The sequence below is a fragment of the Rhodococcus sp. IEGM 1366 genome (genome assembly GCF_033142425.1).
GTDB classification, from domain to species: Bacteria; Actinomycetota; Actinomycetes; order Mycobacteriales; family Mycobacteriaceae; genus Rhodococcus_F; species Rhodococcus_F globerula.
Genome location: NZ_JAWLRZ010000001.1, coordinates 459,954 through 481,524, shown reverse-complemented (window position 1 = coordinate 481,524; position 21,571 = coordinate 459,954). Strand labels below are relative to the sequence as shown.

General features: G+C 59.5%; 24 protein-coding genes and 1 pseudogene. 12 read left to right on the top strand and 13 right to left on the bottom strand.

Annotation, left to right across the window (positions count from 1 at the left end; genetic code table 11):
* Positions 1–11: 11 nt before the first annotated feature.
* The gene (locus R4P64_RS02400) at positions 12–272 is read right to left on the bottom strand and encodes a hypothetical protein (protein ID WP_317544278.1); all 261 of its coding nucleotides are present in this window, start codon (positions 270–272) and stop codon (positions 12–14) included.
* A gap of 276 nt (positions 273–548) precedes the next feature.
* Between R4P64_RS02400 and R4P64_RS02395 the strand changes: the two genes are divergently transcribed.
* Positions 549–1,136 carry a TetR/AcrR family transcriptional regulator gene (locus tag R4P64_RS02395; protein WP_033233769.1) on the top strand — a complete coding sequence of 196 codons (588 nt, stop codon included), beginning with the start codon at positions 549–551 and terminating at the stop codon, positions 1,134–1,136.
* A 33-nt stretch (positions 1,137–1,169) separates the two neighbouring features.
* On the opposite strand, the gene R4P64_RS02390 is transcribed toward R4P64_RS02395, so the two are convergent.
* Complete coding sequence (locus tag R4P64_RS02390) at positions 1,170–2,249, bottom strand: PD-(D/E)XK nuclease family protein (RefSeq protein ID WP_317819110.1); 1,080 nt, start codon at positions 2,247–2,249, stop codon at positions 1,170–1,172.
* Positions 2,250–2,311: 62 nt separating this feature from the next.
* Between R4P64_RS02390 and R4P64_RS02385 the strand changes: the two genes are divergently transcribed.
* On the top strand, positions 2,312–3,349 hold the full coding sequence (locus tag R4P64_RS02385) for a restriction endonuclease (RefSeq protein WP_317819108.1): 1,038 nt from the start codon (positions 2,312–2,314) through the stop codon (positions 3,347–3,349).
* 69 nt (positions 3,350–3,418) lie between these two features.
* A pseudogene (locus R4P64_RS33970) lies at positions 3,419–3,508 on the top strand (hypothetical protein); the annotation flags it as partial.
* Positions 3,509–3,555: 47 nt separating this feature from the next.
* Here R4P64_RS33970 and R4P64_RS02380 read toward each other — a convergent pair.
* Together R4P64_RS02380 and R4P64_RS02375 are read right to left on the bottom strand one after the other, a co-directional pair.
* Positions 3,556–3,999, bottom strand: coding sequence for a hypothetical protein (locus R4P64_RS02380; RefSeq protein WP_045065765.1), 444 nt, complete (start codon positions 3,997–3,999; stop codon positions 3,556–3,558).
* A gap of 72 nt (positions 4,000–4,071) precedes the next feature.
* Entirely contained in the window at positions 4,072–4,530 is a 459-nt protein-coding gene (locus R4P64_RS02375) for a MarR family winged helix-turn-helix transcriptional regulator (RefSeq protein WP_051730433.1), read from the bottom strand.
* A 64-nt stretch (positions 4,531–4,594) separates the two neighbouring features.
* Here R4P64_RS02375 and R4P64_RS02370 point away from each other — a divergent pair, with 64 nt between their 5' ends.
* The 3 genes from R4P64_RS02370 to R4P64_RS02360 are packed head-to-tail and all read left to right on the top strand — an operon-like array spanning position 4,595 to position 7,024.
* On the top strand, positions 4,595–5,464 hold the full coding sequence (locus R4P64_RS02370) for a haloalkane dehalogenase (protein WP_317819104.1): 870 nt from the start codon (positions 4,595–4,597) through the stop codon (positions 5,462–5,464).
* Positions 5,465–5,516: 52 nt separating this feature from the next.
* Entirely contained in the window at positions 5,517–6,551 is a 1,035-nt protein-coding gene (locus R4P64_RS02365) for a hypothetical protein (RefSeq protein ID WP_317819102.1), read from the top strand.
* A gap of 38 nt (positions 6,552–6,589) precedes the next feature.
* Entirely contained in the window at positions 6,590–7,024 is a 435-nt protein-coding gene (locus R4P64_RS02360; protein WP_317819100.1) for a hypothetical protein, read from the top strand.
* Positions 7,025–7,046: 22 nt separating this feature from the next.
* On the opposite strand, the gene R4P64_RS02355 is transcribed toward R4P64_RS02360, so the two are convergent.
* The 3 genes from R4P64_RS02355 to R4P64_RS02345 are packed head-to-tail and all read right to left on the bottom strand — an operon-like array spanning position 7,047 to position 8,595.
* Positions 7,047–7,769 (bottom strand): metallophosphoesterase, encoded by a 723-nt coding sequence (locus R4P64_RS02355; RefSeq protein WP_317819099.1) that lies wholly within the window; start codon positions 7,767–7,769, stop codon positions 7,047–7,049.
* Positions 7,766–8,029, bottom strand: a complete 264-nt coding sequence (locus tag R4P64_RS02350) for a BON domain-containing protein (protein ID WP_033233762.1) — start codon at positions 8,027–8,029, stop codon at positions 7,766–7,768. Before R4P64_RS02350 ends, R4P64_RS02355 begins: the two co-directional genes overlap by 4 nt.
* Positions 8,030–8,052: 23 nt before the next feature.
* Complete coding sequence (locus R4P64_RS02345; protein WP_033233761.1) at positions 8,053–8,595, bottom strand: nucleotidyltransferase; 543 nt, start codon at positions 8,593–8,595, stop codon at positions 8,053–8,055.
* 331 nt (positions 8,596–8,926) lie between these two features.
* On the opposite strand from R4P64_RS02345, the gene R4P64_RS02340 reads away from it, so the two are divergent.
* Positions 8,927–9,166 carry a hypothetical protein gene (locus R4P64_RS02340; protein WP_084702548.1) on the top strand — a complete coding sequence of 80 codons (240 nt, stop codon included), beginning with the start codon at positions 8,927–8,929 and terminating at the stop codon, positions 9,164–9,166.
* 30 nt (positions 9,167–9,196) lie between these two features.
* Here the strand turns inward: R4P64_RS02340 and R4P64_RS02335 are convergent, their stop codons facing one another.
* A complete protein-coding gene (locus tag R4P64_RS02335) occupies positions 9,197–10,078 on the bottom strand; it encodes an aldo/keto reductase (protein WP_033233759.1) in 882 nt (293 codons plus the stop codon).
* A 175-nt stretch (positions 10,079–10,253) separates the two neighbouring features.
* Here R4P64_RS02335 and R4P64_RS02330 point away from each other — a divergent pair, with 175 nt between their 5' ends.
* Positions 10,254–11,165 carry an alpha/beta hydrolase gene (locus R4P64_RS02330; RefSeq protein ID WP_317819093.1) on the top strand — a complete coding sequence of 304 codons (912 nt, stop codon included), beginning with the start codon at positions 10,254–10,256 and terminating at the stop codon, positions 11,163–11,165.
* A 20-nt stretch (positions 11,166–11,185) separates the two neighbouring features.
* Here the strand turns inward: R4P64_RS02330 and R4P64_RS02325 are convergent, their stop codons facing one another.
* Entirely contained in the window at positions 11,186–14,482 is a 3,297-nt protein-coding gene (locus R4P64_RS02325) for a protein kinase domain-containing protein (RefSeq protein WP_317819091.1), read from the bottom strand.
* Positions 14,483–14,621: 139 nt separating this feature from the next.
* Positions 14,622–15,245, bottom strand: coding sequence for a LysE family translocator (locus R4P64_RS02320; protein WP_233365559.1), 624 nt, complete (start codon positions 15,243–15,245; stop codon positions 14,622–14,624).
* A 102-nt stretch (positions 15,246–15,347) separates the two neighbouring features.
* On the opposite strand from R4P64_RS02320, the gene R4P64_RS02315 reads away from it, so the two are divergent.
* The 3 genes from R4P64_RS02315 (at position 15,348) to R4P64_RS02305 (ending at position 17,935) form a co-directional block, all read left to right on the top strand.
* On the top strand, positions 15,348–16,274 hold the full coding sequence (locus R4P64_RS02315; RefSeq protein WP_317819090.1) for a LysR family transcriptional regulator: 927 nt from the start codon (positions 15,348–15,350) through the stop codon (positions 16,272–16,274).
* Between the two features lie 177 nt (positions 16,275–16,451).
* Positions 16,452–16,721: a Rho termination factor N-terminal domain-containing protein gene (locus R4P64_RS02310; protein WP_045065664.1), complete on the top strand. Its 270-nt coding sequence runs from the start codon at positions 16,452–16,454 to the stop codon at positions 16,719–16,721.
* A gap of 56 nt (positions 16,722–16,777) precedes the next feature.
* The gene (locus tag R4P64_RS02305) at positions 16,778–17,935 is read left to right on the top strand and encodes a glutamate--cysteine ligase (RefSeq protein ID WP_116102458.1); all 1,158 of its coding nucleotides are present in this window, start codon (positions 16,778–16,780) and stop codon (positions 17,933–17,935) included.
* Positions 17,936–17,937: 2 nt separating this feature from the next.
* On the opposite strand, the gene R4P64_RS02300 is transcribed toward R4P64_RS02305, so the two are convergent.
* Together R4P64_RS02300 and R4P64_RS02295 are read right to left on the bottom strand one after the other, a co-directional pair.
* On the bottom strand, positions 17,938–18,429 hold the full coding sequence (locus R4P64_RS02300) for a DUF4304 domain-containing protein (RefSeq protein WP_051730430.1): 492 nt from the start codon (positions 18,427–18,429) through the stop codon (positions 17,938–17,940).
* Positions 18,430–18,454: 25 nt separating this feature from the next.
* Positions 18,455–19,684, bottom strand: coding sequence for an oxygenase MpaB family protein (locus tag R4P64_RS02295; RefSeq protein ID WP_317819089.1), 1,230 nt, complete (start codon positions 19,682–19,684; stop codon positions 18,455–18,457).
* Positions 19,685–19,823: 139 nt separating this feature from the next.
* Between R4P64_RS02295 and R4P64_RS02290 the strand changes: the two genes are divergently transcribed.
* The gene (locus R4P64_RS02290; protein ID WP_116102461.1) at positions 19,824–20,498 is read left to right on the top strand and encodes a TetR/AcrR family transcriptional regulator; all 675 of its coding nucleotides are present in this window, start codon (positions 19,824–19,826) and stop codon (positions 20,496–20,498) included.
* A gap of 3 nt (positions 20,499–20,501) precedes the next feature.
* Here R4P64_RS02290 and R4P64_RS02285 read toward each other — a convergent pair whose 3' ends face one another.
* Positions 20,502–21,566, bottom strand: coding sequence for a helix-turn-helix domain-containing protein (locus R4P64_RS02285; protein ID WP_317819088.1), 1,065 nt, complete (start codon positions 21,564–21,566; stop codon positions 20,502–20,504).
* Between the last annotated feature and the right edge of the window lie 5 nt (positions 21,567–21,571).

Sequence of the window (21,571 nt, the reverse complement as noted above, 5' to 3'; positions counted from 1 at the left end):
CCAGTGTGTATTCAGCGATGATTCGATACGTGCGAAAGGCCCTCAGGGCGAGGAGATTCGCGAAGCTTGCCGCTCTCAATTGCAGCCTGGACAGCGTCGCTCAGCCCGCTGCACGATTGCACCAGTGATCCGGGTTGCAGGGTGTTGACCTGGATGTCGCGGTAAGGGCATCGCACGTTCTCTGCAGCCGGCCATTGGATACCGGTATGGATCGAGCTGTACTTCTCGACGAGGACTCGCTGGCCGCACGATGCGCAGTCGACAGGCGCCATGACACTTCCTTCCTATCGTTCTTCCTTGAACGTAGAAGGAATGATCGTCAGGCGACAGGCCAATTCCGTTGAACTGAAAAGTTACCGGACGCGGGCCTGGCCACCGTCCACGGGCAATGCATGGCCTGTGATGTAGTGCGAGGATGTAAGCGCCAGAATCGAGTAGCGGACCACTCGGCGAACACAGGTCGATACTGTAGGGGTTATTCGCTCGTTTCGGTGAGCGGTCGAATTCGACAGTCGAATACGCGAAACAGCATCAGGAGAACAGACGATATGGAACCGCAGGAGCGACGACAGCAAATCCTCGATCGCGCCGGCGAGATATTCGCAATAAAAGGGATAGCCGCCACCACGATTCGGGAGATCGGCGACGCCGTGGGAGTGCGCTCGGGTGCGCTCTACCATTACTTCCCTTCCAAGGACGCGATAGTCGCAGAGATCATCAGGCTCTATCTCGAGGACCTGGTGGACAAAGTGCACGCAGTCACTGCCGTGGAGCCGACGAAACGCATCGAGGCGCTCTCCGAGATTGCTCTGCGCTGTTCGCATGAATACCTGCACGCAACGACCATGTGGCGTCGTGAGGGCGACTACATCCACGCAACAATTCTCGAGCAAGGCAACATTGGGGAGTTGTACGGCCAATTCGAGAGGGAGTGGTCGAACACTCTTGCAGCCGGCGTTGATCAGGGTATTTTTCGCGACGACGTTGATCTCGACGTCGTCGATCACATGCTTCGATATGCCATCTGGTCGTCGAGTGAGTGGCATACGCCGACCGAGGACAAATCTGTGGATTGGCTCGCCCACGAAGTGGTCAAGGTAATCCTCGGGGGTCTGCTACGCACCCCGAAGGTCTAGCTATCAGGGTCTATCGTGCCGCGATGCCCCGCTCTACGGCGCAGTTAGAGGCGTTGCGCTGAATGCGGATTCGGTGAGGTGATCCATGAAAATCACGATCAGCTGTCCAAGATCGTTGCGCGTCACATCAGTGAGGTCGAGTGAGTATTGGGCCGCGAGGCGGCGACCCCAGTCGTGGAAGAAGACTGGGTGGGCCGAGATTTTGCCGTCTCCTGCGCTGTCGACGGCTGCCAACCATTCTTCGATACTGGCGCTTTGCGATCTGGACTCCCTCAGTGGTCTCTCGGAAGTCAATACTGTTGCCAACGTGCCTATTCCAGAGTTTGCGCATGCCGACTGGACTTCCGCGACGGACAGGGCTGGCACCAGTGGCATAGCTAGACGATGAGCGGTTCGTCTGGCAGCGGCTAGGTCTTCGCCACGGTCGACGTACACACCGAGACGGGCGATCCACGGGAGGTGAGGATTGTTCTTGTCCTTGCAACGGATGTCGATGCAGAAGTATGCGTCGTCGGCCCCCGAGGGGTGCGGTAGATACGCAGTGATGGATGGCTGCCCGCCAGAGGTTGCACGTGTGTACATGTCGTACGGGGTGCGCGCAGCCAACTCCTCGGAAGCTGCTCGCAGCGCGACGGTTACGATCGCTGAATCCATTTGGCCGAAACGGCCGTTCAGTTGCGACTTCCATGTCGCGAAGACAGTTGATGCCTCGGCGGCGAGGCCGCGAACTGTTGAGTTCGTAGACGAAGACCAGTAACCGAACAGGTCGGCGAGTCCGATGCGGGTCCACCCTTGCGGCACTGTTGAACCGTCGGTCTCCAAGTCCACCAGAAACTTACGGGCATTGTGTGTCTGTGCGAATTCCGCGTATCTGTCGAGCTGATCGCCGTGCTCGGTTGCCGAAACCTTCAATTCGAGAATCGCGATAGGACTTGCGGCGCCGTACAGCACTACATCCATGCGGCCTTTCCCGTGAGGAACTTCTACTCGGGCACTGACGACGTTTTCATCGAGTCCGAGCGCATTCTGTAATGGTGTCGCGTCGCGCTCCACCAAGTATCCGATGAATGCACCGACATTAACCTCGGAACGAAGGAGACGTTGAAGAAACATTGATGCGTGTGTAGTCATAGCCAGCCTATTCCTGTCAGTTTGCAACCGATACCGTGTCCGTCATGAGTGCAATGTGGGGGATCCACAACGACGAGCCCAGCGTTGATCTGATTGCCGGGGAATTTATCAGTATCGGTTGGGACAGGGTCGGGAATCTGAGGCAGATCGGCGACGATCGTGGCACCATCAAGACTCTGCTTTCGGAGCAATACCCAGCAGGGAAAGCTGGGTCGTATCCAGTGCAGGCCGGGGTACTGGTGCGATTCGCTTTCGACATGGAAGTCGGCGACATCGTCATAGCGCCCCACAAGGACGATTCGACGATCAATATCGGCGTCATTGATGGTGACTACTATTTTGCTGTCGATGCGCCGACGCACCGCCACCGTCGGCCTGTGCGATGGCAGCGTATCGGGATTCCACGGTCGGAGTTCACTACGTCGGCGCTGTACGAGATCGGCTCGGCAGTAACGCTATTTCGGGTTAGGCGACACGATGCAGAATTTCGGACATATCTCGAGACCGGCAGCGCGGAGGCAGTTACTGCGGTCGCCGAAGCAGAGGCGAATGCTGACGATATGGATGTTGCCGTCGACAGCGCAACCGAAGAACCGAATCCATCAAGGCTTATGGAGTCGACTGCTGACTTCATCATCAACATATTGAAAATCGACGTCAGCCACCGCGGTTTCGAGCATTTTGTCGCTGATCTGCTGACGGCGATGGGTTACCGCACTCGTGTTCTCCCGTATTCACGAGACGGGGGAATCGATATTGTCGCGCACCGTGACCCCTTGGGGCTGGAGCCACCTCTGATCAAGGTGCAGTGCAAGCACACCGATAGAACCATGGGTCGTCCCGAAGTGCAGCAACTCATCGGCACCTTGTCCGCAGGGGAGGTGGGTTTGTTCGTGTCTCTGGGTTCGTACAGCGCCGACGCGCAGGCACTGGATCGGACTCGTGGCGACCTGCGGTTGATCGGCCGCAGCGAGATCGTGGAATGGATTCTCGATCACTACGATCTCCTGCCCGCCCACTGGCGCAGCAGGCTGCCGCTTAGGAAAGTGTTTGTCGTAGACAGAGACAGTGGATTCGACTGAACAATCATGTCCACCCCAATCCCAGGAAGGGGGTTAGATGTCGAAGATGAAGACCTACAACGATTTTGAATGGGTGATTGCGCCCGTGTCGTCGGCGGGGTCTCCGAAGAACTGATGCTGCCGCTGTCCGTTGGGCGTGAAGTGGTGACCCACGCTCGAGACATCGAAGCAGTCTCCTCGTTCAATGTCTGGCAAAACGGGGAGCGCTACTCGGCTACTTGGCCCAGCACGGCCGCTCCCATTCCGAGGGCGACTGCATCCTCGACGAGGGCTGCTCCCAGTGCCGGAACTCGCTTCGATGCCCACCCCCGGTACGCGTGGCCTGCATACGAGCCTGCCACCGCCGAGGCGGCGCCGATTGCGATGGCAGGGGCGACGGGTTCACTCTGGGCCCGAGCAATCGCGTAGGCGGCGGCGCCCCCGGCTGCAGCTCGTGCGGTCAAGGACGGAGGCGCGAGCCGAGATGGTGTCGTCGGGAGTTTGTCCATGACGAACTCGCCACCGATTGCAACGACGGATCCACCGATCGAGAGTCGTTCGTAGCGTGTGCCCCGGAATCTGAGCACCAGGAACGTGGTGATCCCGACTGCGCTGCGAAACCCGCTGGCCTTGCCGATTGCGGCGTAGAGAACTGCAGATCGAATGTTCATGAAGTTTAGTATGTCCGTTTTTGCTCTTCGGTGGAGCCAACTTCGAACTTCGCACGATGATCGATGAACGGCCTATTCATCAGCTGCATCGGTCGCGTCGAGTAGTGCGACGAGGGCTCGATGGAGTTCTGCGATTTCGCGGCCGCCCTCACCTCCGAGAGCATGTGTGTTCTCGTGGTCCAGCTGGCGAACGATCTCTTTGGCTTGCAAGGCAGTTCGGTGACCCTCTTTGGTGAGATCGAGACGAACAGCGCGCGCATCGCGGGTATCGCGTTCGCTCGAGACGAAGCCGCTGCGCTCCAGCGCGCGTACCAGTTTGGAGATGTAAATCGGTTGCAGTCCAGTCTGTTCGGCGAGTTCGCGTTGGCTCGGTCTTTCGCCCGCACGGACAAGGCTGTGAAGGGGCGCGAGCACCGAGTATTGAGCGTGCGTGAGGCCGAGATGGGCGAGCGCACGGTCGACTCCCGCGCGCCAGCGCAGACTCAGGTGCCAGACGAGTGCTCCGGTTGTCCATGATTCGCGGTCTTGCATGAAAATAGAGTACATGGCTACTATTTGAAAATAGAGTACATGGAAACTATTTTGAGGAGACGTCATGCCCATCACGCCTGTGCTCGACTCGAAAATGGCTCATCGGGAATCGGGTGACGGTCCGCCGTTCGTGCTGCTGCACGGTAATCCCACGTCGTCGTACCTGTGGCGGAATATTCTGCCGTCGGTTAGTGCCCACGGCCGCGCTCTCGCCCCCGACCTCATCGGGATGGGAGAGTCCGGTAAACCCGCGATCGACTATGGCTTCGTAGACACCGCCCGCTACCTCGACGCCTGGTTCGACGCCTTGGAACTCGACGATGTTGTGCTCGTCGGACACGACTGGGGCGGGGCACTGGCATTCGACTGGGCTGCGCGGCATCCCGATCGCGTCCGCGGGGTCGCCTTCCTCGAGACGATCCTCCGTCCGATGACGTGGGCCGAACATTTTCCGGGTGACGCCAGGGCGCGAGTCGAGGCATTGCGCACTCCCGGAACAGGTGAGGCGAAGGTGCTCGAACAGAACTTCTTCCTCGAGGTTGCTCTCGACAAGACCGTGCTCAGCGGACTCTCGGACGGCGATGCGGCCTCGTATCGTGCTCCGTACCCCACATCCGAGAGTCGCCGGCCATTGCTTGCCTGGCCGCGGGCATTCCCCATCGAAGGCACCCCGGCGGACGTACACACGCGGGTGGCGTCGTACGGAAAGTGGCTCGCGGGAAGTAGCGATGTACCGAAACTCCTGATGACGTTCAACGGCCCGTCCGAACTACTCATGGTCGGCCGCGACGAGATCGAGTGGAGCAGATCGAATATTGCCCACCTCGACGTCGTGGAATGTGGACCCGCCGGCCACCTCGCACCCGAGGATCGGCCCGACGCGATTGCCTCCGCCATCGTGGAGTGGACCAGGCGCCACCGCCTGGATTGCTGACGCGAAACGGGCTCGGATGTTTGGCTCTCGTGTTCGGGGTACTCGCTAACGCATGCGGCTCGGTGTTCTCGATGTCGGTTCGAATTCGGCGCAGCTTCAGATCGTGGAAGCTACTGCAGGGGCGCCGCCACTACCGCTGCACGCACTGAAAGCCGCAACAGGTTTGGCTGAGTCGATCGATGCCAGCCAGTGTCTGGACGGCAACGGAATAGAGCGGGTGTGCGACGCGGTGACGCAGTCACTAGAGGCTGCGCGGCATTACGAGGTTGATCAGATCTATCTCTTTGTCACCGCTGCGATCCGCGATGCGGCGAACCGGGAGGAAGTTCTGGATCGTGTGGCCGCGGAGTGTGGATTACGTCCACAATTTCTTACCGGCCTGCAGGAAGCACGTTTGACGTATTTTGCCGTGCACCGCTGGTATGGCTGGTGCGCCGGCAGATTGCTCGATATCGATATCGGCGGCACGACAATGGAAATCACGCTGGGGCGCGATGCCGCTCCGGAGTTGACGGTCTCACTTCCACTCGGCGCTGGGCGATTGACTCGCACCTTCTTCGACACGGATCCGCCGCCGAGTAAGCAAGTCAAAGAACTGCGTCGGTACGTGCGTTCCTCTCTGCGTGAGACAGCGGATCGTCTTCTGTGGGAAGGGAAACCGCAGCGGGTTGTCGGTACGTCGAAGACCTTCAAGCAATTGGCGCGACTGGCCGGAGCGCCGCCGCAGCGAAAAGGACCGTTTGTGCGACGAACATTGTCGCGCAAGGATCTTCACGGTTTGGTCGCACGGATGGCGACAATGACGACCGATCGTCGCGCCAAACTGCAGGGTGTGGCGCGATCGCGCGCTCACCAGATTCTTGCAGGCGCCATCGTGGCTGACGAAACGTTGTACGCCCTAGACGTCGATTCGATCGATGTGAGTCCGTGGGCCCTACGCGAAGGCGTCATCCTTCAGCATCTCTCCGCCGTCCCCGATCCACAGAACGATCTTCCGCTCCAAGTGTTGTCTCCGAAGGTGCACGTGGACAAGGCGGTAGTCACGTCATTGCCGATCACCGAATCGTCACACGACCGCACTCGTTGACCAGGCGATCACGAATCGCGAATCGAGGAGAAGAAGACATGAACAAGACCATTGCATCCGTCGCGATCGTCGGCGCTGTTGTCTCTGCCGTCGCGTGCGGTAGTGACGATACCGACCAATCCACCAGTGACGGTAATGATTACGCTACGCAGCAAACCACCAGATCGCCGGCGCAGAGAACAGATGAGAGTGAGCCGACGGCGTCACCGACTGATCTGGGAATGATCGATCAAGCAAAACTTGCGTCGTTTGTTTTCGCCTTTCGAGCCGGCTACTCGGAACTGACGCAAGATCGTGACGACAGCAGCATCGAGCTCATCGTTCTCCAGTCCTGCGACGACATTGCGAACGGAGTGGACGAGCAGCAGGTCACGGATGAAATCCGAACGCTCGCTGCACACAACGGCAATGAACCCACTCAGGATCAAGTAAAACGGATCTACGACATGGTCACCCCCGCCTGCCCGGGATGACCTGACTCCCCTCGGTTCGAGGTCAGGAGTCCGCCGGCCCGAGACCGTATACGGCATAGGCTGCTCGGATAACTGGTTGTGCAACATTGCGCACCCTCACCCCACCTGGGGTTGTGCCACGCTCGGTTCCGGCGTGAGCATGCCCGTGGAGTGCCAGATCGAGTTGAAACTCGTCGATAGGTTCGCCGAGGAGATACGACCCGAGGAAGGGGTAGATCTCGGGCGGTTCACCGTGCAGAGTGTCGCTGATCGGCGAGTAGTGCAGTAGTGCGACGCGTATGTCTGCCTCGAGGGAGGACACCGCTGATCGGAAGCGCTCGGCGACGTCAACGGTATGGCCGGCGAACTCCTTCATTTGTGGTTCTCCGAACACGCTGGCGCATTTACCGGCGAATCCACCACCAAATCCTTTGGTGCCTGCAATCCCCAATGTTTGTCCGGCAATGTCGATGGTGACAGATTCGCCTTCCAGAACAGAAATCCCTTGCGCGGTAAGCGTATCCGTAATGTCTGAGACGGCATTGCTGTGGTAGTCGTGATTTCCGAGCACGGCGATTACCGGGATTCCCAGGTCTGCGAACTCGTCGGCAACAACCTTCGCCTCATCCCGGCCTCCATGTCGGGTGAGATCGCCGGCCAGCAACAAGACGTCCGCGTGGGTGGATACCATGTCGAGTGCAGGCCGCAACTCGCCGTGTGAATCTGCGCCGAGATGCACATCGCCGACCGCGGCGACCCGGATCACTGTAAGTCCTCGTAATCAGATTGTGGTTCAGCGGAACTCACGACATGGATGTCGTTGCAGACGGTAATGTCAGGGGCCAACTCCGTGACTACCGATTCTAGTTCCCGCTTTCGGGCGAGACTGTTCACTTCACCGCTGAGGTAGATCTTCGATCCTCGAATCGTCACCCGCACACCGAGTTCCGATGTTCGTGGATCTTCGGCGAAAGCTCGTCTGATGTGTGCCACCAGGTATTGCGGAAGTTGCTCTTCTGCCTTCATCCTCCCTGCCTCCATTCGCTTGCCTATTTTGTCGCAGCAATCTCGAGATCGTCGAGGAGCCCAAGAAAGGCCCGCGCATACGGCGAGGCTCGTGTCTGGTCGACAACTTCCGGCCAGTCGACTTGCTCTCGTAAATCGCGCGCGATCTGGAGCATGGGAACGAAGTCGCAACGATGAGCATCGAGGACGTTCAGTTTGTCGATCATCAAGTCCGTCGCGCCGACGACGGGTGCGACAGCGGAACCGACCCGCATAGACGTTGCCCGGTCCAGGAACTCGTCGGTGATGTCGCGCCCTGAGGCAGAGAAAATAAGGTCGACGAGTACGTCGCTGTCGTACACCTTTGCCAGCCAATCCTCGGGCGGGTTAACCGGTTTCATTCCGGTCTCGCGTAGTGCGTGCAATGCCGGAGTCACGTCCTGCTTGCGCAGGAAGATATCGACATCGTGCCCCGATGGTGGTCCGCCGCGTGCATACACGGCACAACCGCCCGCAACAGCAAATCGAATTTCAGCTCTTGCCAGTGTGTTCACCGCTCGCGTCATAGTCTGCAACAGATCGTCCATGCTGGACCTGTCGTGGGTGGAGACGGGGGGAGGTGGATGTCGGGGTGGTCGTGTCGTCATTTTCAGGAGGTACCCGATCTCCTTCCGGCGAACCGTGTGGGCTCGAGTTCGCCGACGAAATCGACCGACCGGATCGAATGCGTTCTCGGAGTTCTCACCGCGCGGACAGTGGGTCGAAATCGCTCGGTTCCTCGACCGTTGGTGTGAAAGCGATTTGGTCCCAGTGTTACTGGGGGTGAAGCTTCCATAGAGGATACGTCTGACCAAGTCTGGGTACCACGATCAGACATGCCGTCGAGAGCACCGACGGCTTCTGACGAGGGAGACGCTCATGGCTACCTGCGAAACGTGCGGTAACGAGTACGACAAGACGTTTACAGTCACGCGTGGCGAACGCACTGCCACCTTCGACAGCTTCGAATGCGCCGCCCAGGCAATGGCGCCACAGTGCGCGCACTGTGGGTGTCGAATTCTCGGCCACGGAATCGAAGCGGAAGACACGATGTACTGCTGCGCTCATTGTGCTCGTCAAGAAGGTCACAACAAGGCAGCAGACCGCGTCGGTGCCTGAATCGGCACACACCACTACGCCAGCGCCAGATCAGGCCTCAGGGATCTCCCGGCCGTAGTTCTCGAGTGTGATGCTGTCGGGATCGGGTCCACCGCGTACGCCGGTGTCGAGGGCATCGATCGCAGCAAGCTGGTCGCTGGTGAGGTCGAAGTCGAAGACGTCGAAGTTCTCGGCGATGCGGGTTGGCTTTGTCGACTTCGGGATAGCGGAGCGACCTTGCTGCAGATGCCACCGCAGCATCACCTGGGCTGCCGACTTACCATGCTGCGCAGCAATATCGAGCAAAGTCGGATCGTCGAAGGTGCTCTTCTCGCCGCCGCCGTAGGAGGTGATGCCGCCGATCGGCGACCAGGCCTGCGTCACGATGCCGTGCTCGGCGTGGAGGCGCTGCAGTTCCTTCTGCTGGAAGTACGGGTGAAGTTCGATCTGATTCACGGCCGGTACGACGGTTGTCTCGGCCAAGAGTCGGTCGAGGTGTGCGGGCATGAAATTGCTGACTCCGATGGCCCGGACCTTGCCGTCGGCGAGTAGCTTCTCCAGCGCCCGGTAGGCGTCGAGCGCGAGGTCGAAACGGCTCGGCAGTGGCTGGTGCAATATCAGGAGGTCAAGTTGGTCGACGCCGAGCTTGCCGGTCGCCTTGTCGAACGCGTGCAGGGTGGTGTCGAAACCGTAGTCGCTGATCCAGACTTTGGTTTCGATGAACACCTCGTCGGAGTTGACATCGGAACGCTTGATACCTTCACCGACCTCACGTTCGTTGAAGTACGCGGCGGCAGTATCGATGTGCCGGTAGCCGGTGCGAAGGGCCGACTCGACGGCGGAAACCGTGACATCCGGTGGGGTTTGGAAAACGCCCAGCCCGATGGCCGGCATTTCCACGCCGTTGTTCAGGGCGATCGTATTTTCAGGCATGTTTTCACCGTAGGGATGTTTTGGCGGAGGTGACAGGTACTGGCGTTAACCCCCAACAGGTTGCCTGGATGTCCGGACGGGCCACTACACAGGTTGTTGAATCATGTTGTTTTCCGCCTAGGGTGTCGCAATCGCGATAGTTTCGTCGAACACGTCGACGGAAAGCGAATTTGCCATGACTTCAGATCCGGTTGCGACGGATTTCGACCCCGCATTGAAGCTCGCGCGATTCCTGCCGCGCACCGTGATCACTCGGCAGACTGCGGGACTCCTCCGTCGACTCACCGGATTAGGAGCCCTGGTGCCGCCGAAAGGCGGGGAAGTTGTCCGCTGCGACGCGAATGTTTCAGTCCGGGTATTCCGACCCACCGCGCCCGAAATCCTCAGGCCAGGTGTGCTCTTCATCCATGGCGGTGGATATCTCATCGGCAGCGCAGCGATGGGGGATGGAATGTGCCGGAACATCGCCGCGCAATTGGGTGCTGTTGCAGCGTCGGTGGAGTACCGGCTCGCACCGCATCATCCATATCCTGCCCCCTTGGAGGACTGCTACCGCGCACTGCGGTGGTTGGCGGATCAACCTGACGTCGACTCGAGCCGAATCGCTGTCGTGGGGGAGAGCGCCGGTGGGGGCTTGGCCGCTGCGCTGACTCTTCTGGCCAAAGAACGCGGTGAGGTGCTGCCCGCATTCCAGTTGTTGTCGTATCCGATGCTCGACGACCGGACAACCAGGCGAACAGACCTCGACGAGAGTCGATTCAGGGTGTGGAGCCCCCGCAGTAACCGTTACGGATGGAGCGCGTATCTCGGATCGTCGATCACGGATGTGCCGCCGTTGGCCGCACCCGCACGGTACGAAGATCTCACGGGACTCCCGCCGACGTGGATCGGCGTCGGAACAAACGACCTGTTCTACGACGAAGACGTCAGCTACGCCAAGCGGCTGATCGACGCCGGTGTTCCGTGCACACTGTTCGAGGTACCAGGTGCCTACCACGGCTTCGATCAGATCGAAGCCCGATCGACCCCGGCGCGGGACTACCGCCGCGAACAGCTGAAGGTTCTAGCTGCCGTCCTCTCCACCTAGGGAATTTGACTGCAAGGCAACTACTTCGGTTCTGTGCGATCGCCTTTCGATTCCGCAAACCATGCGGCAACCTGTGTGCGAGAGGTGAAGCCGAGCTTCACCAGTAGATGCTCGACATGGCCCTGCGCGGTGCGCGGCGAGATCACCAAGCGGGCTGCGATCTCCTTGTTGGTGAGACCGTCAGCCACCAGCGCGGCGACTTCGAGTTCGCGTTTTGTCGGCCTGCTCGACGGGCCGTTAGTGGAACTTCGCGGGCTGGTGCGTTCCTCGCCCAGTGCGTAGTCGACAGCGTCGCGGAACCGAAGGTCGGCGCCTTTGCTACGCGCATTGTTGAAGGCTCGCTCGCCCAGCGCGAGTCTGACTTTGCGTTCACAATCGTCTTGGAAGACGGCCATGCTCGGCACGACAACAGACGAACCTCCGACGGACCTGCTCGCTTTCTCAGCGGCGCCCATCAACATGGCTGCGCGTCGGGCATCCTTGCTGTCGATCGCGACCCACGACAATGCTTGCAGGCACACGCTGGCGTTCAACCGGTCATTGAGGTTGCGGCCCAATCGCAATGCCTGCTTCAGTAGTCGAGATGCCCGATCGCCATCGCCGTGCTTCCAGGCCGCAACAGCCAGCGTCCACAGGACGTACGTCCGATACACCGTTTCGCCGTGTTCCTCGGTAATGGCAAGTGCGCGTTCGTTGTATTCGATTGCTCGGTCGGCGTCATCCATCAGGTCGAGTGTCATGCCGAGGGTAAGCAAGGCAGTTACCTGGAAGGGCAGGTTCTTCTGTTCGGTGAACAACTGAGCAGCCTTTTCGAGGTGGATACACGACTCGGCAAGATCCTCGTTGAACAACGCAAGATAGCCCTCTGCATGCTGGAGATAGGCGTTGATCAGCGGGTCGGTCGATTGGCCGGCGAGGACTCGCCCCTCCTTGACGAGTGCTTCTGATGTTTGAATATCTCCCTGGACCCCAGACAAGAGGCTTCCGGCATGAATTGCCCTGGCGCGCTCGATGGTTGGCGGGCCCATTCGATATTCGCTGAATCTCCGTAACCATTGACGGCCTTCGGTGATTGCGCCACGAGCGAGCCAATAGGAAAACAGGGCCGTTGTGATCCGAGTGCCGATTTCAGGACTGTCGGACACACAGAACTCCAAAGCCTCCCGCAGATTGGACTTTTCCCGAGCGATAGTGGTGATCAACTCGATCTGCCGAGGGCTGATCCAGTCGGTATCTGCTGCGAGCGCCAGAGCTTCGAACCAATCGCGGTGTCGGCGACGAAGTTCCGTGTACTCATGCTCTCCGGCTTCTTGTGCCTTCTGTCGCCCGTAGTCACGGATTGTCTCCAGCATCCGGAAACGCACGGTGTTGTCCGACATTTCACGGATCAGTATCGACTTGTCGACCAGAAACGTCACGGCGTCGAGCACGTCCGTCGGTGTCAGCTCTCCGTCGCAAATCTGTTCTGCGGCTTTGAGTTCGAATCCACCGGAGAACACCGACAGTTGCGCCCACACTGCTTGCTCCATCGGAGTGCACAGGTCGTAACTCCAGTCGATGCACATTCGCAATGTCTGTTGCCTTGACGGTGCGTCCCTGCTTCCACTGGTCAACAAGGCGTATCGCTCGGAAAGTCGCTGCAGGATTTGTGTGGGCGACATCGCCCGCAATCGCGCCGCTGCCAACTCGATCGGTAGCGGGAGCCCGTCCAGTTGCCTACAGATCGACGCGATGGCGACTTTATTGTCCTGCGTGAGTTCGAAGCCCGGCACAACTCCGGTGGCGCGATCGACGAACAGTCGCACGGCATCGTTACTCGGCGCGCCCTTCGGTAGGTTGTCGGGATCGGGGACCGGTAGTGGGGGGACAAGGAGAATCGACTCTCCTCCGACTCCGAGTGGTTCGCGGCTCGTCGCCAGAATCTTCAGGTCGGGGCAGGCGCGTAGCAGGAATTCGGATAGCTGCGCCGCTGCAGTAACTACCTGTTCGCAATTGTCGAGTACCAGCAAAAGTTCTCGTTGAGCGAGGAACTCGGCAACCATCTCCCGGACGGGCTTCGCAGACCGGTCTTGTATCCCCAGGGTGCGTGCCACAACACCTGGGAGCAGCGATTGCTCCTGCAGCTCCGCCAACTCCACCAGCCGGACGCCGTCGGCAAAACTGTGTTGTGTCTTGGCGGCGATCCGAAATGCGAGTCGAGTCTTTCCCACACCACCGATTCCGGTCAATGTCACCAGTCGCGCGGTCGTCAGTAGGTTCTTGGCCGTGGCGAGTTCGGTACGGCGGTCGACAAAACTGGTCAGCTCGAGCGGGAGTCCTCCGGTGCGATCCGTTGGCGGAGGAATACTTTCTTCGGGGTACTCGTTTTGCGGATGACCCTGTGCTGTGGGCGATGGGACGGATTGCGTGCGTGCAGGTTCGGAGTACAAGGACATTTCATCGACAGGCAGACCGTGGCGGCGTTGTGCTTCGCGGAGTTGTTGTCCTAGCTCCTGTGACGACGGGCGGGTTCCCGGGTTGGCGGACATGGCTCTTTCGATGAGAGCGCCGACGTCGTCCGGGATGCCGAACTCGCGTGGGTTCGGAACAGGCTCCGACGTAACTCGCAGGAACTGGGCGACCAGTCGTTCACCACTGCGACGTTCGAAAGCAGCGTGTCCGGTCAGTGTGGCGAATAACGTAGAGCCGAGACCATAGACATCCGCTGCGGAACTCGGCGGCCCGCCGGTCACGATTTCGGGCGCAATGAAGGCCGGTGAACCCGTGACAATGCCTGTGCCAGTTTCGAATCCACCGGCAAAATGAGCGATGCCGAAGTCGGACAGCGCCGGTTCACCGTAATCGGTGAGCAGAATGTTTCCGGGCTTGACATCTCGATGCAGGATGCCGAGTCGGTGCGCGGACTCCAAGGCGCCGGCAATCCTCACACCGAGGCGCAGTGCTTCACCTAGTGGGAGCGGTCCGTGCCGTCGGATCAGGGTGTCGAGGGAATCTTGGGCGTAGTACGGCATGACGATGAAGGGCCGTCCGCTACCGGTGACGCTGGTTTGAAAAACATTCACGATGTTGGGATGTCCGGTCAGTCGGCCTGCTGCGCGCTGCTCTCGAAAGAACCGTGCGCGGTTCTCCTCGTCGAGGTCGGTGGTGAGAACCTTTACTGCCACGGTCCGGTCGAGCGACGGCTGCCGACAGCGGTAGACGACGCCAAAACCTCCACGGCCGATCTCGGTAGCGTCCTCGAACCCGGACGCAGACAATTCCGCCGCGACCGAACCTGTCGCGTCGAATTGCGTCGCGAAGGGGTCGACATCGGTCATGGACTACATCGATCCACCTGTGCACGTCGCGTGGAAAATCCGACGAAACTCACCTATCGATGATGGTCCCTCAAAGCCACCGCTCGCCACCCCCCAAGGCATTTTGTTGGAAATTCAAGTGAGTTGCCACAGCGCAGATTCACGTTGCGGCAACCTTGACGGCAAACGCACTCAAAAGTGCCCCGGCGACGAGGCGCTGGGCTGCCATGACCCGAGGATGATGACGAAGGTACTCGGAGACCGATGACGCAGCGAGAACTATCGCTCCGTTGATCGCCACAGCAACGGTGATTTGAACTAGTCCCAACTGGAGGAATTGACCTAGCACCGGTCCGTTTTCGGGGTGCACGAACTGAGGGACGAGTGCCGCATACATCAGCGCGATCTTGGGATTCAAGATGTTTGTCACCAATCCCATGGCGAACAACCGGAAAGGGGAGTGAGCGTCGAGTTCTCGTGCCTCGAACGGTGAGCGCCCGCCTGGTCGCAGCATGTTCCACGCGAGATATGCCAGGTAGACGGCGCCGACGAGTTTGACGGTCGTATATGCGGCCGGGACCGCCGCGAACAGCGCGGACAGTCCTGCAGCGGATGCACCCAGGTAGAAGACAAATCCCAGAGCGACTCCGCCCAGCGAGACGAATCCCGCGCGCCTGCCTTGTGAGATGGAGCGCGATGCGAGGTAGACCATGTTCGGGCCGGGGGTCAGCACCATTCCCAGCGCGATGAGCCCGATCCCGACTACGGACGCGATGGGCAGCATGTTCTCTCCTCTGTACTCGTTTGTGGACTTCGACTAGTTTCCGGTGTGAGCACTGTCCACGTCCATCGCATATTCGAGAACTATTTCGTGAAGAATTGCTTCATGGATGAACTAGCCACGCTTCGCGCGCTCCAGTCGGTCAAGGAACACGGGACCGTCACAGCTGCAGCCGCAGTTTTGCGACTGAGTCCCTCCGCGGTCAGTCAGCAGCTCAAGCGACTCGAAAAGGCGACGGGTCGGTCCTTGTTGACGCCCACGGGGCGGAGAGTGACTCTGACGCCCGAGGCTCATGCGCTCCTCGACGAGGCGGGCCCGGTGGTGACTCGGTTAGAGGCCATTCTCGGTGTTTCGTCCGGTCGCGAGACGCAAGTTGTGGGCCATGTGCGTGTCGCCGCATTTACGACCGCCATCCGGCACGGTGCGCTGACGGCGATAGCCGAAGTTCAGGATCAACACCCGCAGCTCACCTGTTCACTCGCCGAGATGGACCCAGGCGAGGCGTATCGCGCCCTGTCAGCCGGGATGGTAGACATTGCGGTCACACATCATTGGCGAGGGCAGCAGGCGCCGGTGTATCCGGCGATCACAGTGAGTCCCCTTGCCGACGATACTGCCGACGATACTGCCGACGATCTGGTCGACGACGTTGCCGACGTAATTTGCCACCGAGACCATTCACTTGCCCAGTCGCCTGGACTCGAAGACCTCGCGACATACAGTTGGGTGTCCACCGGCGCGGGCACGATTTGTCATTCATGGCTCATCCACATGTTCGCCCTGCATGGTCATCGGCCACGAATCACCGCAGAAATTTCCGACTTCGCGCTGCATGTCCCGTTCGTAGCCGCGGGTCTCGGGCTCGCACTGGTGCCCCGTCTGGGCCGTCCCGAATTGCCTGGCGAAGTTCGTGTTCTCGAGCTCGAAGATCCGCCGGCCCGCAAGATCGGTATCGCACTGCGTACCCTTCAAGTCGGCGACAACGCAATATCGGTTGTCGGGGCTGCGTTACGATCACGCCTGCGCGATTAGGTCGAGAGTCTTTGTTTGCTAGGCGCTTTGGTGTACGTATCGTGACTAGTTTGCAGCCCCGGTAGTCGATCCTTACGCGTATATCCGTTTGGCCGAACACTCTTTCGGGTAGGTCCGACATAGTGCAGCGATCCACTCAGACACAGGCATGCCTCCAGCAGAAGAAGGGACGGACAGATGGCTCGTAGGGACTCGCAACCGCAACTCAAAGACCAGGATCTCTACGAGAAATTGCGCGAGAAAGGAGATTCCAAGGAGAAGGCGGCGCGGATCTCCAACGCAGCAGCGAATCGTGGTCGTTCGAACGTCGCTAAAACTGGCGGTCGGTCCACTTCGTACGAAGAATGGACCGTGGATGAATTGAAGACGCGAGCAAAGGAACTGGACCTGCATGGGTACTCGAAGATGAAGAAAAGTGAACTGATCGACGAACTTCGAAACCACTGAATTCTGCTCTTTCCGTTGAAGACTCGTGGTTTGTAATTGTCGAAGCCGAGGACCCCATGGCAAAAACGACTGTTCCGCCTCAATCTGCCGTCCTAGACACGCCCACTCTGGGCGTGGAGGAGGAATTCCTCCTGTGCGACCCGCTGACCAAACAGCCGAGGTTGCGCAATGCCGAAGTTGCAGCCGCAGGAAGAGACCTCGGTGTCGATCTTCAATTGGAGCTCACTCGTTGCCAGGTCGAGACCGCCACATCGATCGGGGGTCATATCCGCGACCTTCGGGATCAACTGCGTGAACTGCGCTTCGCTGCAGCAGACGCTGCCGCACACGACGGATGCCAGCTGCTGGCAGTGGGAACACCGTTCTACGATCCACCGCCCAACGAGACCACTGACACCTCGAGATATCAACGCATGGCCGGTGAATTCGGCGCTCTTACTGCGGGAGTGATGTGTGGCTGCCATGTGCATGTCGGTGTGGAGGACCGCAAACAAGCCGTTCGGATCATCAACCATCTGCGTCCGTGGTTGCCGACGCTCTTGGCGTTGACTGCGAACTCGCCGATCAGTGCCGGCATCGATACTGGCTATGCCAGTTGGCGTTACATCATGTACGGGCGATGGCCGAGCTGCGGGCCGCCGCCGCACTTCGAGTCCGTGAATCACTACGACGCCGCAATCGCCACGATGCTCGAGGCGGGTGTCATTCTGGACCCCCACATGGTCTATTGGGATGTTCGGGTCTCGGATCATCTTCCTACCGTGGAGATTCGGATCAGTGACATTCCAGCCACAGTCGACGAGACGATCACGTATGCCACGCTGGTACATGCGCTTGTTGTCACCGTGATGAAAGAGATCGCGACGGGCAGCCCGGCCCCGATCATCGATCAGGAGGTATTGCGTGCGGCGTGCTGGCGGGCCGCCCGGGATGGAATTGCCGGTCGAGCTCTCGACATGGATACTGTGCGCCTGGTGCCCACGCGTCAGCTGGTTCGGCGACTGCTGGATTACGTTGCGCCGATGCTGGCCGAGTTCGGCGAGCTCGAGCGGGTTACTGCCTCACTGGAGAAAGTCTTCGACCAGGGTAACGGGGCAATGGTGCAACGCCGCACGCTGGCACGGTCCGGCATCACCGAGGTGATCGACGAATGCGCTCGTCGCACCGCGGAAGGGTGCGATCGGCAGACGGATATCGCGCTGTCGCCGTCGTAGTGTCAATCGGCACCGACTGTGCGGGCGGACGCTTGTCGAAACAGGTCGTCGAGGCGCTGCCAGCGAGGCTCTGCGCCGAACCGGTAGCGCGCTCGTTGGTATTGCTCATCCGCACCGGCTTTGTCGCCTGTCGCGAACCGGTAGCGAAACACGTCAAAGTCTATATCCGACAATGCAAATCGGACGATATCATCTGGTCCACGAAGCTGGCACATCACCTCCAGTGCGCTCGTGAGTGCGGCGCGCACAATGTCAGCAGTCGCGGGGATATCGGTCTCTGCGTCGACGGTCACGTGTGGTCCGATGCCGGAGGCGATGTTCTCGATCCGGCGTCGGTACTGGCAGTCCAGTTGCAGGTTGACGACGTCGACAACGTCGTCTCGCTCCCGTCTGAAGGTCAGTTTCTGCTTCCGGAACCCGTGCTGCTTGAGAAGCGGAACCGCACTCACTTCGAGGAGTGCGGCAAATGACTGCTCGGCCGTTGGCTGCTCCATTCGAACATGGTGGCAGATTGTCCTGTCAGCGGTAATTCGGGTTGTTGAACTCGGGAATCTCGATGCTGATCGGTCGAAGTTCGGACATGTAGAGCAGAACGAACTGTCGGAGTAGTTCGTCGAAGGTCCAGTAGGCATGTGGTGCAAGGGGTACGGGAAGGAGCCCTTCCCGTACCTTCACGAATGGACCCCATGCCGTTTCCAGGAGGGTGCTCCACACTGGTTCGCGCGGAATATTGAGCCAGTTGGCAATTTCGTTGCCGAGCATGAAGCGAGTCAACGCGCCGAGGATGGGCCGAGTGAGAAGTGTGAAATCGAGGCCCGCACCCAGATCGAGAAGAATGTCGGCGAGCTTGATTCCCTCGGGGGTGGGAGCCAAGATCGGGTCCAGCACTTGTGTGGCTTGAGATTCCGCGTCGTTCCACGTCGCGGGAATGTACTGATCCTCGATACCGAGAAGATGAGCGCTCAGTTGCCACGAATGCAGAAATCCGTCGGACTCGTCGGTGGGGACTTTCACGTTCCACGCGTTCAGGTTTCGCATGGCGGTAGTCGGCAAACTGTGCCAGGTGACCATCATGTCGTGCTGACTGATCGGAACGTCCTCCGGCGCCATGTGCGTCCAGTGCGGAGATTGAGGCAGCAGGTGCCGCACCGCGGCATGCACCAGTCTGGTCTTGACGGAGGTGACAATCATCTCGCCGTCAGCCTGAAATGCGTTGCGAGAACCGATGTCGTATCCCAACTTTGCGGTTTTCGAGATGCGGTTCTTCATGTTCGCTCCGCCTTTGGAGTAATACACTGCCAACGCCTCTTTGGGGATGACAGTGCTCATCATTCCGCTGGCGAAGCCATAGAGAACACCGAGGTAGAGACCTCGTTTCTCATTGAATCGCACGGCCGCCGCGAGCTTGTTCTGATCGGTCCACGACGGTAGCTGCCGCGCTTGTTCCATGAATTCGCGGAGGTCGGACGGAAGTCCCGCTGGCAGCGGCTGACCGTTCTTCTTCCAGGTGCGCAAGAGTTCGTTGACCTTTGGAACGTCACCTCGGTCGAAGAGAGATGCCACGAGCGGGTCCGCTTGGGTGTCCCATGTTTGTCTCGGATCTGCACCGTTCCCGGTTCCTGGCACCGAACCCGCTGGTGACCAGTGCCACGGCTGCGCACTGGCTGGTGCTGCGAGCGCGCTGAGTGCGCCGAGTGCTCCGAGTGTGCCGCCAACTCTCAACACATTGCGCCTACTGAGATCGTCCATGTCGTTACTCCCGGTTAGTCCGATGAAGCAATGAAACAAGTCATGTATCTCCGTATCATTGGTAGCATAGCGTGATGGGCGCCACAAGTGTTTTGTCTGATTTTCCACCTGCGCACCCTCGTGGCAAGAAGGAGTGCATGTGACCCGCAAGGATGCCAATTCGTCTGCGTTGGAATCGATTACGTCCCTCGGGAGTGTGATAACAGGCGAAGCTCCAGGCAAGGAAGATCGCTCTCGTATCCGGCTACTCGATGCGGCCCACGAACAGTTCTGCAAAGTGGGAATTCAGCGCACGTCGATGGAGGACGTGGCCCGCTCCGCCAACCTGTCCCGAATCACCGTCTACCGGAAATTTGCCACCAAGGATTCGCTCGTCGAGCAGGTTGTTCTCCGGGAGTTCCGCACATACTTCGAACAATTTCTCGTTGATATCGAGCTCGCGGAGACGGTGGATGATCGAATAGTTCTGGGGTTCGTGAGCTCGCTGCGTGCGATTTCCAACAATGCACTGATCTCGGCGCTCATCGACGCCGGCCCGCACGTACATGGATCGATCGTCGGCGATAACGGACGAACGCTCGCAATGGTGCGGCAGTTCGTTGCTTCGCAACTCCGCAGGGAACAGGGCGCGGGCACTATCGCGGACGAGGTGGATGTTGATCTCGTGGCCGAGATGTTCGTCCGAGTGACGGCTTCCTTTCTGATGATTCCCAGCGAGGCCGTCAACCTTCATGACGATGCGCAGATGGAGGCACTAGCGCGGCAATTCCTCGTGCCGATGATCAAAACGCAGTGTTCTGAAGAGGGCCATTAGCATCTACATGGCGTCGAGCACCATCATCATTGCTGTTGCACGAGCACGATTTTCGATGGTGTCGACATGGAATCCGATGTGGTGGGAAAGCTTCGCCAAGCGGTGAGCGACGCTACTGTGGTGAAGGTGCAGGCAGTCGGCCGCGGCTCTCAGTGTGCCGGATCGCAGGTACATTCTCAGTGTTTCCAGCAGTTCGGTCCCCTCCTTGGTTTCGCGAAACTCTCTGGCGCGAACCAGGTCCGGAATTCGGGTGTGATCGATCTTTGTGCCCGGTGCCAGGAGGTTGAGAGCGCCGAGATCGTCCGCGTTCACAATCGGTGTGGTGGCCGATGATTGACTGCGGGCGAATCGCGCCGTGCCGATGAGTGTGTGTATTTCGGAAGCGGCAGCAGCCAAAGATGTTCCGGCGCGGACAGGCATCGCTTGTGCGATTTCGGAGAATTCTGCCAACGAGATGAATGAACCAGTCACGAGATTCAGGTATTCGCCGCCCACTTCGATTCCGGTAGCTCGACCCGGTGTGCAATCCTTCGAAAGTTGTAGGTGCGCAATTTCATTGGTTGTGGACACGATGACACGCACTGAAGCGGCGGGGTCGAGGCCGAGACCCGCACATGAGGTCAGTACCGCTAGTTCGTCCATCGGGAAAAGCAGATTGTGAGTGTGTTCGGCTTCGGTCAGTAAGCGTCGGGGCCGCAAGATGATCGCGGCGGTCAGTGCCATCCGGTCGACGAGCATCTCGTCGAGCGGCAAGTTCGCACCGGGCCGCTCGATCCATACCGTACCGAGAACCTCGTCGTCGACGGTGATGTCTCTGACGATGCTTGGCGTGAGCTGGGGTTCGGGTGACCAACGGCCGTGAGGGTCACAACGGCGTAGATTCTTCTTGCTTCGGCCGTGTTCGACAATCTCGATGCCCGCAACACAATCTGCCAACTGGGCGCTCGCGCGGAGAAGCGACGCTGTGTCCGCGCCGTGACGAACGAGGGTGTCGAAGTAGTCGATGACTCGTACCAGGCCTGCCGAGTTTGCGTCGAGCTCGGCAAGCCGGTACATCAAACCTTGCATCTTGC